The organism is Streptomyces avermitilis MA-4680 = NBRC 14893 (genome assembly GCF_000009765.2).
Lineage (GTDB): Bacteria > Actinomycetota > Actinomycetes > Streptomycetales > Streptomycetaceae > Streptomyces > Streptomyces avermitilis.
This window is the reverse complement of sequence record NC_003155.5, coordinates 991,460-1,004,012: the sequence shown is the minus strand read 5'-3', so window position 1 is coordinate 1,004,012 and position 12,553 is coordinate 991,460. Positions and strand designations below refer to the sequence as shown.

Genomic DNA, 12,553 nt, shown 5'->3' with positions numbered 1-12,553 from the left:
CATGACCGCCTTCGCCGGCACATCCGTCCGCGCCGAGCAGGACTCGACCGCCGCGGCCTTGGCGCGGCAACAGGCCGGTTTGCTGATCACGTCTCCGGCCGACTTCGTCGTCGCCCTGTACGGGGCGTGGGAGGCGGGACTCGGCGTCCTGCCATTGCCTGTCGACTTCCCCGACGAGCGACTGCGGCACATGGTGGAGGACTGTCGACCGGCGGCCCTGATCGCCTCCGCCGATCAGGCCGACCGTGCCGCCCGCCTCGCGGCAGTCGCGCAGCCCGCCATCGAGGTCGTCGTCCTGGACGCCGTAGCGGATGGGGACGAGCACGCCCCAGGGCCTTCGCGCTCGCACGTACCGGAGATCCCCGACGCCGCGGCCTTCACCGTCTACACCAGCGGCTCGACCGGTCGGCCCAAGGGCGTCCTCATCCGACACGAGCAGATCGGCCGGCTCATCGCCTGGTGCGCCGACACCTGGCAACTGGGCCCGTGGGCGCGGGTGGCACAGACACTCTCCCTCGGCTTCGACTTCGGGCTTCAGGAACTCTTCACCTTCCTGCCGTTCGGCGGCTGCGTCGTGGTGCCCGGTCAGGAGGACCGGCTCAGCGCCCGGGCCTATGCCCGCTTCCTGCGCCGCGAACGTGTCTCGGTGTTGTTCACCACCCCGTCGTTCGCCGATGAACTCATTGCCGCGGGCGAGCCGTTGCCCGATCTGCGACTCGTCCTCCTGGGTGGTGAAGTGCTCAAGGGGGTGACCGCGGAAGGCATGCGCGTTCTGGCGGCCCCCGACTGCCGGCTGTTCAACGGGTACGGGCCCACCGAAGCCACGGTGAACTGCCTGATGTACGAAATACCCCGCCCGCCCGAAGGAGCGGAGCCGCCGCGGTTGGTTCCCGTCGGCAGCGCCACCGCGGCCGCCCGGATCGACCTGGTCGATGAACAGGGTCGTCCGGTACCGGTCGGCGCTTTGGGCGAGATCCGCATCGGTGGCCCCGGTGTCGCCGACGGCTACCTGCGGCGACCGGAATTGACCGCGGAACGCTTCGTCAGGTGCCAGGACACGGACGAGGTCCTCTATCGCACCGGGGACCTCGCGTACGCACGACACGACGGTGTCTTCGTGGTCGTCGGACGCGCGGACCGCCAGGTGAAGATCCGCGGGCACCGGGCCGAACTCGGTGAGATAGAGCGAACGCTGCGGAGCGCACCGGGTGTCGTGTCCGCGGAAGTACGCGTCATCGGCACCCCGGCTCGGCTGGTCGCCTACCTGGTCGGCACCGGCATCGACCTCGGGGCCGTCCGGGATCACGTCGCCGCACGGCTGCCCCCCGCCATGCTCCCCGAGCAGGGGGTCCTCCTGGAGCGGCTGCCCACCACCGCCAACGGCAAGCTCGACGAGGCCGCCCTCGAGCGGCTGGCCGAGGAGCGCCATGCGCAACGCCTCCCGGATGCCGCTTCCCCGGCCGAGATCGAGGCCGCCGTGTGTGCCGCCTGGGCGGCCGCCCTGGCCGCCCCCGACGTGGCGCCGGACGTCAACGTCTTCGACCTGGGCGCCCACTCCCTGGTGGTGACCCGGGTGCACGGCCGTATCTCCGCCGCGCTCGGCGTGGACTTCCCCGTCCACGAGGTCTTCGAGTACCCGCGCCCCCGCGACCTGGCCCGGCGGTTGGCCGCCTTGCGGCGCGTCGACCGCGATGGCCCGCCGACACCCTGGCAGCTGCGACAGTGAAGGACGATCAGTGACTCGGATTCCCGCTCACGAGCACCCCGACTCCATCGCGATCACCGGCATGGCGGCTCGGCTGCCCGGTGCCCACAACGTCACCGAGTACTGGCGCAATCTGCGCGAGGGCGTGGAGAGCATCGTGCGGCACAGCCGCGAGGAGATGCTCGCCAACGGAGCCCGCCGAGACCTGGTGGACGACCCCTATTACGTCAACGCCTCCGCACCGCTGGAGGACGCCGACCGCTTCGACGCGGCGTTCTTCGGCTACGCCGCGCGAGAAGCGTCGATCATGGAACCGCAGCACCGGGTGTTCCTCGAATGCGCCTACCACGCGTTGGAGGACGCCGCCTACGACAGCAGGCGCGACGACGCCCTCGTCGGCGTATTCGGCGGCTCCACCATGAACACGTACATCCTGCACAACGTGATGCCGCACGCCGAGGACGTGGTCGGCCTGGTCGGTGACCTGCAGACGATGGTCGGCAACGACAAGGACTACCTGACCACCCGCGTCTCCCACAAACTCGACCTGCGCGGACCCAGTCTCGCCGTGCAGACCGCCTGCTCCACCTCGCTCGTGGCCGTGCACATGGCCTGTCGAGCCCTCGTCGACGATGAGTGTGACATCGCTCTGGCGGGCGGTGCGTCGGTGCGCATGCCGCACGCCGCGGGGTATCTCGCCAACCCCGGCGGCACCTCCTCCCCGGACGGCCACTGTCGTGCCTTCGACGCCGACGCCGGCGGCAGCGTAGTGGGCAGCGGCGTGGGAGTGGTGGTGCTCAAGCGGCTTGCCGACGCCTTGCGGGACGGTGATCAGATCCACGCCGTCATTCGCGGCTCGGCCATCAACAACGACGGTCAGGCGAAGGCGAGTTTCACCGCGCCCAGCGTGGACGGGCAAAGCCGCGCCGTGGCGCGTGCGCTGCGCCGAGCGGGAGTCGACGCGCGGGACATCCAGATGGTTGAGGCACACGGCACCGGCACCCCGCTGGGCGACCCGATCGAAGTGGCGGCGCTCACCCGCGCGTTCCGCGACTGGACCGAGGACACCTCGTACTGCTGGTTGGGATCGGCCAAGCCGAACATCGGCCACCTCGACGCCGCCGCGGGCATCGCCGGTCTCATCAAGACCGTCCTCTCCCTGAAGAACCGCAAGGTTCCTCCCGTGGTCAACTTCCGCCGCCCCAACCCCAAACTGGCCCTGGACTCCTCGCCGTTCCGGGTGGCGACCGAACTGACCCGCCTGGAGGGGGACGAACCGCTGCTGGCATCGGTGAACTCCCTCGCCATGGGCGGCACCAACGCCCACGTCGTATTGGAGGAGGCTCCGCCGGTGCGCTCCGGCGGGGCCTCACGCCGGCGCCGTCACCCCGTCCTGCTGTCCGCGAAGTCCGGCGAGGCGCTGGAGGATCTGAGCCAGTCACTGGGGCAGTGGGCTCGGGAGAACCCGCACGCCGACGTGGCCGACGTGGCCCACACCCTGGCCACCGGCCGGCGTGAACTCCCGCTGCGCCGCGCCCTGACCGCCCACGACCTGGACGACGTGGCCTATGGACTGTCCACACGCGGCAGTCGCAGCCAACGCGAGGCGCAGGCACGCGGATCGGTGCGCACCGCCTTCCTTTTCCCCGGGCAGGGAACCCAGCTTCCGGCCATGGGGGCCCGACTGGCGCAAGGTGACCCGGTGTTCGCCGCCCACCTGGACCGCGTGATCGGTCTGTTCCAGGAGCGCGCCGGGGTCGACCTGCTGCCGGTACTGCGCCCGGACGCGTCCACCCTGGAGGAGGCGCGAACCACCCTCACCGCCACCGAGTACACCCAACCCGCGCTGTTCGCGGTGGAGTGGGCCCTTGGCCGCACCCTCATGGACTACGGCGTCCGGCCCTACGCCATGCTCGGGCACAGCGTCGGCGAACTCGTGGCCGCCACGCTCGGCGGAGTACTGGACCTCGCGCCGGCCGTCGAACTGGTGGCCCGGCGCGGCCGGTTGATGAGCGAGACTCCCGAGGGCGCCATGCTGTACGTGAACCTCGCGGAGGAAGAGGCCGCCAAGCTGCTGGACGACGTGCCCGGCGATCTCACCCTGGCCGCGGTCAACGCCGATCAGCTCGTGGTGGTGTCCGGTGCGCCACAGGAGGTCGAGGAACTGGCCGCCCGCCTGCGCGCCGACGGCGTCTCCTGCGGGCGGCTCGAGGTCACCCGAGCGTTCCACTCGCCCCTGATGGACACGGCCGCGGACACGTTCCGGCAGGCCGCCGACTCCCACGAGCTGCACGCGCCGCAGGGACTCGTCGTCTCCAACGTCACAGGCGGGTACCTCACCGCGCAGGAGGCCACCGACGGCGACTACTGGGGACGACAGCTGCGCCACACCGTACGGTTCAACGACGGCCTGAACACCCTTGTCCGCGATGGGGTCTCCGTGTTCATCGAGCTGGGACCCGGCCACACGCTGACCCGCCTGGCCGCCGGTCTGGGAACGCAGGCGGCCTCCCTGACAACGCTCGCGGGAGAGGGCGGCGAAGAGCCACAGGACCTGCTCGACCTGCTCACCGGGTTCTGGCTGGAGGGCGGGGACGTCGACTGGAGCGAGTTCTACGCCCAAGAGGAACGCCTTCGATTGTCGCTTCCGCTCTATCCGTTCGCCCGGACCCGGCACTGGCTCGACCCGCTGCCCGTGAAGACCGTACGCACCGAGCAGGCCGAGGCCGCCCCCCGGGCGCAGGCCACACCGGAAAAGCCCGCGCCCCGCAAGGAGATCGGCACCACGCCCGCGCAGCGCTACGTCGCCGCGCTGTGGACGGAACTGCTCGGCACGGACGAATTCGGGCTGAACGACAGCTTCTTCGAGATCGGTGGGCACTCCCTCATGGCCATGCAGATGGTCACGCGCATGCGCAAGGAAGGTGCCGAAGGCCTGGAGATGACCACCCTGTTCGAACTGCCCACGGTCGTGGGTCTGGCCGAGCAGTTGGAACGGCTCGGAGTACCCGTGCCGGACAGCGGTGCGGCGCGGACCTCCGAGGACGACGAGGAGACGGCGGCCCTGCTCGCCGAGGTCGCCGCCCTGTCCGACGACGAGGTCCAAGCCCGGCTGGCCGAGCTGGAAGGAGACACCGGCGCATGACGACGGACACCCCACGATCCTCCCTCGACGCACTCGGTCCCGAGCGCCGCCGTCTGGCCGAACGGCTCCTGCGCGAGCGCACCCGCGCCAACGGGACGGCGACACCCGAGACGACCACACCGCACACGGTTGCCACCCCCGACCGCGCGGTGCCGGTCGCCGGCCCGGCGCCCGAGGCCGGCGCCCCCGCGGCGGGCATTCCGTCGAACGGCGCGGAGTCCACGCCCAGGGTCAGCTTGTTCTTCTTCTCCGCCGACACCGACGACCACGCCTGGGACAAACACGCCCTCGTGCTGGAGTGCGCCGAACTCGCCGACTCCCTTGGCCTGGACGCGATCTGGGTGCCCGAGCGGCACTTCGACCCCTTCGGCGCCCCCTACCCCAGCCCCGGCCTCCTGCTGGCCGCCATCGCGGCGCGCACCAGCCGAATCGCCCTGCGTTCCGGCAGCGTCGTGCTGCCCCTGCGCGACCCGCTGCTGGTGGCGGAGGAATGGGGCGTTCTGGACTCGCTCAGCCGGGGGCGGATGGGCATCTCCCTCGCCTCCGGCTGGCACGCGGACGACTTCGTCCTCAACCCCGAGGGCTACGAACGCCGCAAGGACGTACTGGAAGAGAGGCTCGCAGACCTGCACACCTTGTGGAACGGCGCAAGCATCACCCGCAAAGGACCGGGCGGACGTCCTGTCGAGGTACGGACCTACCCGCGCCCGGAACGCACCCCTGAGGTGTGGCTGACCAGTTCCCGCAATCCCGACACCTGGCGCACGGCGGGCCGGCTCAACCTGCATGTCCTGACCGCGCTGCTGGAGCAGACGATCGACGAGATCACCGAGAGGGTCGGTCTCTACCACCAGGCGCTCACCGAGGCAGGGCACCCCACCGACGGCCGCCAGGTCACCTGCATGCTCCACACCCACCTGGCATCCGACCCGGCCAGCGTCGAACAGCGCGTCCGCGGCCCGCTGATCCGGTATCTCTCCGCCCACATGGACCTGTTCAGCAAGTACGCCGCGGGCGGGGGTGCCGGCATCGACCCGGACGAGGTGACCGAAGCGGACCGCCAAGCGCTCCTGGAGCACGGGCTGCGCCGCTACATGGGGACCTCGGGGCTGTTCGGCAGTGCGGAGAGCTGCCTGCCGAAGGTCGAGCGGCTCGGCGCCGCCGGCATCACCGAACTCGGCTGCCTCGTGGACTTCGGGCTGCCGCGCGAACAAGTCCTGGAGAGCGTCGAGGAGCTGGGCCGGCTGCGTGTCGCGCTGCGCGAAACGGCGGGTGCGCCCAAGTGACCGAAAGCTGGTTTGCCCTGTACCCGCCCGTGGGCGGCGGCCGCGGTGCGTACTCCCGGATGGTGGCGGAACTGCGCGAGCACGGGCACTGTCATCTGCCCGCCCTGGCGGGACGCGACAGCCGCTTCGCGGAGACCGCCGCGGCGCGCTTCACGGATCTGGCCGACGACCTGTGGAACCAATTGGAGGCGGAGCTCGGCCTGGGTCGTTCCCCCGACCGACTGGTGCTGTTCGGATTCAGCATGGGCGCCCTGATCGCCACGGAGATGGCGGCGCGGCTGCAGCAACGCGGCACCGGCGCGGGCGGGTTGGTCGTCGCCGGCTGCCCACCGCCTCACCTGCTGGCCGGACGTGCCGTGCACACGCTGCCGGACGAGGAACTGACAGCGGCGCTGGCCGCGCAGGGCACGGTGCCCAGCATGGTCCTGGACGACCCTGAGCTGCTCTCCGTGATGGTGCCGGTGTGGCGGGCGGACTGCGCCGCCGTGGCGAGCCACCCACGTCGTCCGGTGGTCCTGGACTGCCCGGTACACGCCCTGGGGGGTACCGAGGACCCCTTGGCCCGCGAGGCCGATGTGACGGTGTGGCCGCGCCTGGGCGGGGCCGGTTCCTCGGTACGCCTGCTCCCCGGCGACCACGCGGCCGTCCTTGACCGACAGGACCTCATGGCGGCAGCCGTGCTCGCGGCGGCCGACCGGCCCTCGGAGGTGGGGGCCCGATGGTGACCACGCGAGCCTCCCACACCACGGTCATGGACGGACTGTGGCAGGAGCGGGACCTGCCGTTCGGGAGCAACAGTGTCCAACATGGCACGGCCGTCTTCGAAGGCATCCGCATGTACACGACGCCGGCAGGCCCGGTGTTGTTCCGGCTCGACGCGCATCTGGAGCGGCTGCTGGACTCGGCGGCCCTGCTGGGCATCCCGCATGCCTACGACCTGGCCGCCCTGCGCCGGCACGTGCGGGACGCGGCCGCCGGAAGCGGACTGGACAACGCCTACGTGCGGCCCGTGCTTTACACCCGAGAGCCGCGCCTCGGCGTGAATCTCCGGGACTTCCACTTCACTCTCGGCACGGAGATCTGGGCCCTTCCCCCCGACGACACCCCGTCCCGACCCGTACGGGTCACGGTGTCGCCCTGGCGCCGTCCGTCACAGCTCACCTTTCCGGTGCGCGCCAAGGCGACCGGCACGTATGTGGTGTCCGCGCTGGCCCGCACACGCGCCGCCGCGGACGGATTCGACGACGCCATCCAGTTGGACCCGAACTCCGGCAGGGTCGCGGAGTCCACGATCGCCAACGTCTTCCTGGTTCGCGACGGCCGCCTGGTGACGCCCTGGCTCGAGGACAGCGTCCTGGCGGGCATCACCCGCGACACCGTCCTGACCCTCGCCGGAGACCTGGGCATCGAGACCGCCGAGGCACCCGTGCAGCCCGGTGAACTGCTCGCCGCCGACGAGGTGTTCCTGACCGGGACGGCGAGCGGCCTGGTGTCCGTGGCGGGTCTCGACACCCACACGTACGCGGCCGGCCGTCCCGTGACGGACGCGCTGAGCCGCGCCTATCGGGAGGCCGTCCTGGGCGACGGACCGCACCGTCCCTCCTGGCTCACCCCCGTCTCTCGCCCCACCCCATCCACTTCGCGCCTCCGAGGAGTATCGTGATCGACCTTTTCCACTGCTTCGGTGCCAAGCCCGCCCACCGTGTCGACACCTCTTTGGCCGCCGAGATGCTGCGCGCCAGCGGCTGCCGACATCTCGCCGTGAACACCCACACCATCGACCAGGTCACCGCGGGCGACGATCTGCCCGTGGGCTACGACACGGCGACGCTGGGTTCCGTGATGGCGCTCGTCGGTGAGGAACTGGCCTTGAGCCCCGTCCTCAACATCAACCACCCCACCAGCGCGGCGGAGGCGGTCAAGCGGACCCGTCAGGCCGCCCAGTTGACCGGTATCCGGGTCATCAAGCTGGAAGTCCTCGACCCCGGCTTCAAGCTCAGTGTGAACGCCGAAGTGGTGGAAGCGGCCCGGGAACTGACCGCCGACGGGTTCGAGGTGTGGCCGCTGATCACACCCGACGCCCGAACCTTCGCGCAGTGCGTGGAACTGGGGAGCACGATGGTGCGGGTGATGGGATCGCCCATCGGGGCTCGACGGGGCATCGAGCCCCAGCACCTCGAACCGATGGGGGAGATGCTCGTCGACAGTCCGGTCCCGGTCATGCTCGACGGTGGTATCGGCTCCACCGCCGATGTCGAGCAGGCCTTCGCGCTCGGCTTCCAGTCGGTCCTGGTCAACTCGTGCCTCTTCGCCGACGGTACGGACCCGGTCACGGCCTTGGCCGGCTTCCGCGCGACAGTCGACCGGGTCGCGTCCGGCACGCCCGCCGCCCACTGACCTAGGCGCACCGCCCTGCGCAACCGCGGTGCGCAAAGCCCTCGCAAGGCATCTCAGGGGCGGCCCGCACCGCGTGCTCGGCGCCCTCGCCAAGGCGCCCGCGTCTGCGTACAGCCTGTTGGAGGACAGCAATGCAATCGACCGGACGGTGGCTGCTCAGGCCGCCCTCGCCGGAGGCCCGGGCCCGCCTCTTCTGCCTTCCCTATTCGGGCACGGGTGCCTCCTCGTACCGCCGATGGCCGACCCGGATCGGGCCGCTGGAGGTATGCCCTGTACAGCTGCCCGGCCGGGAGAATCGGATCCGGCACACCCCGTTTCGCACCGTGCCGGAGTTCGCCGCGGAGACCGCCGAGGCCCTGACTCCTCATCTCGACCGGCCCTATGTGCTGTTCGGACACTGCATGGGCGCCCTGTTGGCCCACGCGCTGGCCACCCGCATCGAGGACCTGGGACTGCCCCGGGCGACCCTGCTCGTGGTGTCGTCCGCCGCCGCGCCGCACCTGCACGCACAGCGGCGATACCGTGCTCCGGAGCCGGGAGTGAGCGGCATCTACCACCCGTCCATGACGGACGAGGAGTTCGCCGACGAACTGAACCACGTGTCGCAGGCGTTGGGCGGAGGAGAGATTCTGCCCGAGCTTCTCCCGCTGGCCCTGCGTGTCCTGAGGGCGGACGTGGAACTGTGCTACGGCTACCGGATCCCGGCGCCGCGTCCGGTGCACAGCCCGCTGACGGCCATCGGCTGGACCGCGGACCCGGAAGTGTCACCCGAGACCATGCATCAGTGGAACGCGTACGGGAACACGCGCCACCGGGTCCTGGAGGGCGGCAAGCTCAGCTATCTCGCCGCGCCCACGGCACTGACCCGTGTGCTGGAGGACGAGTTCGCCGACGCGCTGTCCGGCGCGACCACCACCACCGGAGGCGCACCATGAAGGCGCACGTGCCCAGCACGCTGAGCGAACTGTTCGAACGGACCGCGCTGCGGCACCCGACGGCCGTCGCCGTCAGCGACGGCGACGCCCGATTGACGTACCGCGAACTCGAAGAAGCCACCAGGGCATCGGCACGCGAGCTCATCGCGCGCGGGGTGTCCCCCGGGGACACCGTCGCGGTCCACATGCCGCGGGGAGTACCGGTGGTTGTCGCCGTGCTGGCCATCCTGCGGGCCGGCGCCGCCTACCTTCCCATCGACGAGGTGTATCCCGCACAGCGCCGTGACCAGATGCTTCGCGACGGCGCGGTGACCCACGTGCTCGTCGCCCCCGGCTGGGTGGAACGCATGGCGCAGACAGGTCTGTCCGTGCTGGAGTGGCCATCCACACCGAGTGGCCCGGCCGCCGACGGGTCCTGCGGTGATGTCGACGGCCGGGCCGCCGTACCGCCGGCGTCGCTCGCGCCTTCGCAGCCCGCCGGCGCGGCCTGCGTGCTCTTCACATCCGGCTCCACCGGAACACCCCGCGCGGTGGTGCTGGAACATCGACAGATGGTCGACTTCGCGCTCGCGGACACGTTGCCGCTCCTGCGCCCGGGGGACCGCACAGCGCAGTCGTCGAGCATCTCCTTCGACACCTTCACCTTCGAGGTGTGGCGTTCCTTCGCCGGAGGAGCGGAGGTCGTCGTGGTGCCGGGCATCCCGGAGCTGATGGAGACCGACCTCGGCAAGGAGCTTCGCCGACGCCGCATCACCGCCATGTTGGCCCCCGCCATCGCCCTCAACCACCTTGCCCGACACGACCGCGAGGCTCTGTCTGGACTGCGGTTGCTGTGTTCCGGCGGCGACGTCCTGCTCCCCGCGACCTGCCGTGCGCTGCGCGAGGGCGGCTTCACCGGGGAGCTGTTCAATTTGTACGGCCCCACCGAGGCCACCGTCGCGTGCAGCGGCTTCCCCGTGATCGACATCGCGCTTCTGGGAGAGCAGGTGCCGATCGGCCACTCCTTCGGCCGCGCCCGGCTCCACGTACTGGACGAGCGGCTGCGGCCGGTGCCGGCGGGCGTGCCGGGTGACCTGTACGTGGGTGGGCCAGGCGTCGGGCGTGGCTATCTCGGGCGCCCGGGGCTCACCGCACGGAGATTCGTGGCCGACCCGTTCGCCGGCGACGGCACGCGGATGTACGCCACGGGAGATCGGGTGCGCTCCGGTGAGGACGGCGCGCTGGAGTACCTGGGGCGTACGGACAGCCAGGTGAAGATTCGAGGTCACCGGGTGGAACCACAGGAGGTCGAACGGGCCCTGTGCCGCTACGAGGCGGTGTCGGAGGCGGCCGTCCTCAGCGACGGCGAACCGGGGGAGAAGCGGCTGGTGGCCTTCGTGGTCGTCGGCCGGGAGAACTTCCTGCTGCGGGAGCTGCGCGGCCACCTCAGGGCCACGGTGCCGGCTCATCTCGTACCGGCGGAGATCATCGTCTTGGACGCGATGCCTACGGACGCCCACGGCAAGAGGGACCGGCACCGCCTGGCGGACATGCTCGGGGATCATGCCTCCCGGCGCAACCGGTACGTGGCCCCGCGCACCGACACCGAACGTTTTCTCGCCACGATCTGGGAGGACCTGCTCAACGTCGAGTCGGTCGGCGTCCTGGACGACTTCTTCACGCTCGGCGGACATTCCCTCCTGGCGGTTCGGGTGCGTCTGTTGCTGCGGCGGCAACTGGACGTACCGGTCACCCCGGAAGCGCTCTTCGAGCACAGCGTGCTGGAGGAACAGGCCCGCCTGATCGACGGGCTGCGGAAGGAGGCGCTCACACCATGACGGCCATGGTGATCGACCTCGCCGACCTCGACCTGTTCACCGACGGGGACCCACACGAGGCATGGCGAGTCCTGCGCCGTGATCGCCCCGTCCACTGGAATGCCACCGGCGGCGACACCGCCAGTGGCGTGGGGCCGTCCGGGTTTTGGGCACTGACGCGTTATCAGGACGTCCACGACGCCTACGTCGACGCGGGCCTGTTCTCGTCCCGGTGGGGGACGGTGATGGGCGGGTCGCACAGGAGGGACGCGGACTCCGCGTCCGGCCGTATGCTGATCGCCTCGGACGACCCGCAGCACCGGCTGATGCGCCAGCAGGTGCACAGGGCCTTTCTGCCCGCTCTCATGGACCGGGCCCGTCGCGTTGTACGCGACTATGTCAACGCCGCGCTCGACAGGGTGCTGAAGGACGGCGGCGGTGATTTCGCCACCGACGTCGCACCCGAACTGCCGGCCGGGCTTTTGGCGGCGATGTTCGGCCTGGAGCGGAGGGACGCCCTGCACCTCCTCGCACTGACCCGCTCCATGATCGGATTCCAGGATCCTCGGTATCACAGCGACTCGACACCGCCGGCGGTGCTGGTCTCCTCCCAAGTCGAGATCTTCGACGTGATGATGGACCTGATGGAGACGAGGCGACGCGCCCCCTCGGACGACCTGGTGAGCATTCTGCTGGGAGCCTCGATCAACGGCCGTCGCTTCACCGAGGACGAGGTCCTGTACAACTGCCTGAACGTGGCGGTGGGTGGCAACGAGACGACCCCCTTCACCGCGTCCGCCGCCGTCCAGGCCTTCATGGACTTTCCCGACCAGGCGCAACGGCTGCTCGACGATGGCGGACTCCTGCCGACCGCAGTGGAGGAGATCTTCCGCTGGACGTCGACGAACGCCTACGTGCAGCGCGTCGCCACACGTGACGTCGAGTTGCACGGTCAACTGATCCGCGCGGGTGATCCGGTGACGCTGTGGAACGCGTCCGCCAACCGCGACGAGGAGAAGTTCCCAAACCCTGACCGATTCGACGTACGCCGCACACCCAACCGGCACATCGCCTTCGGGGTCGGTGTGCATCGGTGCATCGGGATGGGTGCCGCGCAGATGGAAATTGCGTTGCTCCTGAAGGAGATCGTGCGGCGGGGCATCACGTTCGAACCCGCCGGCCCGCCGGCCCGCCTCCGCTCCAACTTCATGCTCGGTCTCACCTGTCTCCCGGTCCACGCCACGGTGGCGCAGGACGCGTCGTGACCACGCCTCGGCGTCACGCGGACC

At 70.4% G+C, this 12,553-nt stretch carries 9 protein-coding genes; all 9 read left to right on the top strand.

The window, feature by feature from the left end:
* Nucleotide 1: 1 nt before the first annotated feature.
* The 9 genes from SAVERM_RS04685 to SAVERM_RS04645 all read left to right on the top strand — a co-directional run bounded on the left by SAVERM_RS04685 (nucleotide 2) and on the right by SAVERM_RS04645 (nucleotide 12,529).
* Nucleotides 2-1,726 carry a non-ribosomal peptide synthetase gene (locus SAVERM_RS04685; RefSeq protein WP_010982284.1) on the top strand — a complete coding sequence of 575 codons (1,725 nt, stop codon included), beginning with the start codon at nucleotides 2-4 and terminating at the stop codon, nucleotides 1,724-1,726.
* Between the two features lie 10 nt (nucleotides 1,727-1,736).
* The gene (locus SAVERM_RS04680; protein WP_197586433.1) at nucleotides 1,737-4,850 is read left to right on the top strand and encodes a type I polyketide synthase; all 3,114 of its coding nucleotides are present in this window, start codon (nucleotides 1,737-1,739) and stop codon (nucleotides 4,848-4,850) included.
* A complete protein-coding gene (locus tag SAVERM_RS04675) occupies nucleotides 4,847-6,136 on the top strand; it encodes an LLM class flavin-dependent oxidoreductase (protein ID WP_010982282.1) in 1,290 nt (429 codons plus the stop codon). The genes SAVERM_RS04680 and SAVERM_RS04675 overlap by 4 nt, the downstream gene beginning before the upstream one ends.
* Nucleotides 6,133-6,861 carry a thioesterase II family protein gene (locus SAVERM_RS04670; RefSeq protein ID WP_048894532.1) on the top strand — a complete coding sequence of 243 codons (729 nt, stop codon included), beginning with the start codon at nucleotides 6,133-6,135 and terminating at the stop codon, nucleotides 6,859-6,861. Before SAVERM_RS04675 ends, SAVERM_RS04670 begins: the two co-directional genes overlap by 4 nt.
* Nucleotides 6,855-7,799 (top strand): branched-chain amino acid aminotransferase, encoded by a 945-nt coding sequence (locus tag SAVERM_RS04665; RefSeq protein ID WP_197586431.1) that lies wholly within the window; start codon nucleotides 6,855-6,857, stop codon nucleotides 7,797-7,799. The genes SAVERM_RS04670 and SAVERM_RS04665 overlap by 7 nt, the downstream gene beginning before the upstream one ends.
* Nucleotides 7,796-8,533, top strand: a complete 738-nt coding sequence (locus tag SAVERM_RS04660) for a beta/alpha barrel domain-containing protein (protein WP_010982279.1) — start codon at nucleotides 7,796-7,798, stop codon at nucleotides 8,531-8,533. Before SAVERM_RS04665 ends, SAVERM_RS04660 begins: the two co-directional genes overlap by 4 nt.
* A gap of 131 nt (nucleotides 8,534-8,664) precedes the next feature.
* Nucleotides 8,665-9,468, top strand: a complete 804-nt coding sequence (locus SAVERM_RS04655; RefSeq protein WP_010982278.1) for a thioesterase II family protein — start codon at nucleotides 8,665-8,667, stop codon at nucleotides 9,466-9,468.
* Nucleotides 9,465-11,285 carry a non-ribosomal peptide synthetase gene (locus tag SAVERM_RS04650; RefSeq protein WP_063774042.1) on the top strand — a complete coding sequence of 607 codons (1,821 nt, stop codon included), beginning with the start codon at nucleotides 9,465-9,467 and terminating at the stop codon, nucleotides 11,283-11,285. Before SAVERM_RS04655 ends, SAVERM_RS04650 begins: the two co-directional genes overlap by 4 nt.
* The gene (locus SAVERM_RS04645) at nucleotides 11,282-12,529 is read left to right on the top strand and encodes a cytochrome P450 (RefSeq protein ID WP_037650657.1); all 1,248 of its coding nucleotides are present in this window, start codon (nucleotides 11,282-11,284) and stop codon (nucleotides 12,527-12,529) included. Before SAVERM_RS04650 ends, SAVERM_RS04645 begins: the two co-directional genes overlap by 4 nt.
* Nucleotides 12,530-12,553 lie beyond the last annotated feature (24 nt).

Excerpts from the sequence above, each read along its gene's own strand:
- SAVERM_RS04685 (WP_010982284.1), top strand. The coding sequence starts at position 2 with ATGACCGCCTTCGCCGGCACATCCGTCCGCGCCGAGCAGGACTCGACC.
- SAVERM_RS04675 (WP_010982282.1), top strand. The coding sequence starts at position 4,847 with ATGACGACGGACACCCCACGATCCTCCCTCGACGCACTCGGTCCCGAG.
- SAVERM_RS04665 (WP_197586431.1), top strand. The coding sequence starts at position 6,855 with ATGGTGACCACGCGAGCCTCCCACACCACGGTCATGGACGGACTGTGG.
- SAVERM_RS04655 (WP_010982278.1), top strand. The coding sequence starts at position 8,665 with ATGCAATCGACCGGACGGTGGCTGCTCAGGCCGCCCTCGCCGGAGGCC.
- SAVERM_RS04650 (WP_063774042.1), top strand. The coding sequence starts at position 9,465 with ATGAAGGCGCACGTGCCCAGCACGCTGAGCGAACTGTTCGAACGGACC.
- SAVERM_RS04645 (WP_037650657.1), top strand. The coding sequence starts at position 11,282 with ATGACGGCCATGGTGATCGACCTCGCCGACCTCGACCTGTTCACCGAC.